Source organism: Snodgrassella alvi (genome assembly GCF_002777855.1).
Lineage (GTDB): Bacteria > Pseudomonadota > Gammaproteobacteria > Burkholderiales > Neisseriaceae > Snodgrassella > Snodgrassella alvi_E.
The window spans coordinates 1-368 of sequence record NZ_MEIK01000039.1; the positions used below are offsets into that span (position 1 = coordinate 1).

At 45.9% G+C, this 368-nt stretch carries 1 protein-coding gene; it reads right to left on the reverse strand.

Going from position 1 to position 368, the window contains the following annotated elements; translation table 11 throughout:
- On the reverse strand, nt 1–348 hold a 348-nt coding region (locus BHC43_RS08955), incomplete at its 3' end, for a hypothetical protein (RefSeq protein WP_180297469.1).
- Nucleotides 349–368: the final 20 nt, after the last annotated feature.

Sequence of the window (368 nt, forward strand, 5' to 3'; positions counted from 1 at the left end):
GGCTGTGTGAATTACCGCTTGTTTACCTGCAATGATTTTGCCTTGTTCGCTGTTATCCAAGGCCAGTTTGCTTTCACCTTCCGCATTCAACAATAATTCTTCACTGCTGCCAATCAGGCCGTTGCGGTTTTTCAATTCTTCTTTAATCAGTGCTTTCAGCTGTTTGTTGGTGCGTATCGCCCCTTCGCTGTTGTCCATGCGTACGGCTTTTAAATCCAAACTGTCGCTGTCTATGCTACCTTTGCTGTTGTTTAGGCTGGCCGTATTTAGCTTTGCCTGTTTACCCGCAATAATTTTACCGCCCGCACTGTTATCAACTGCCAGTAGACTTTCACCTTCACTGTTCAACAGTAGGTCTGCTCCACTTC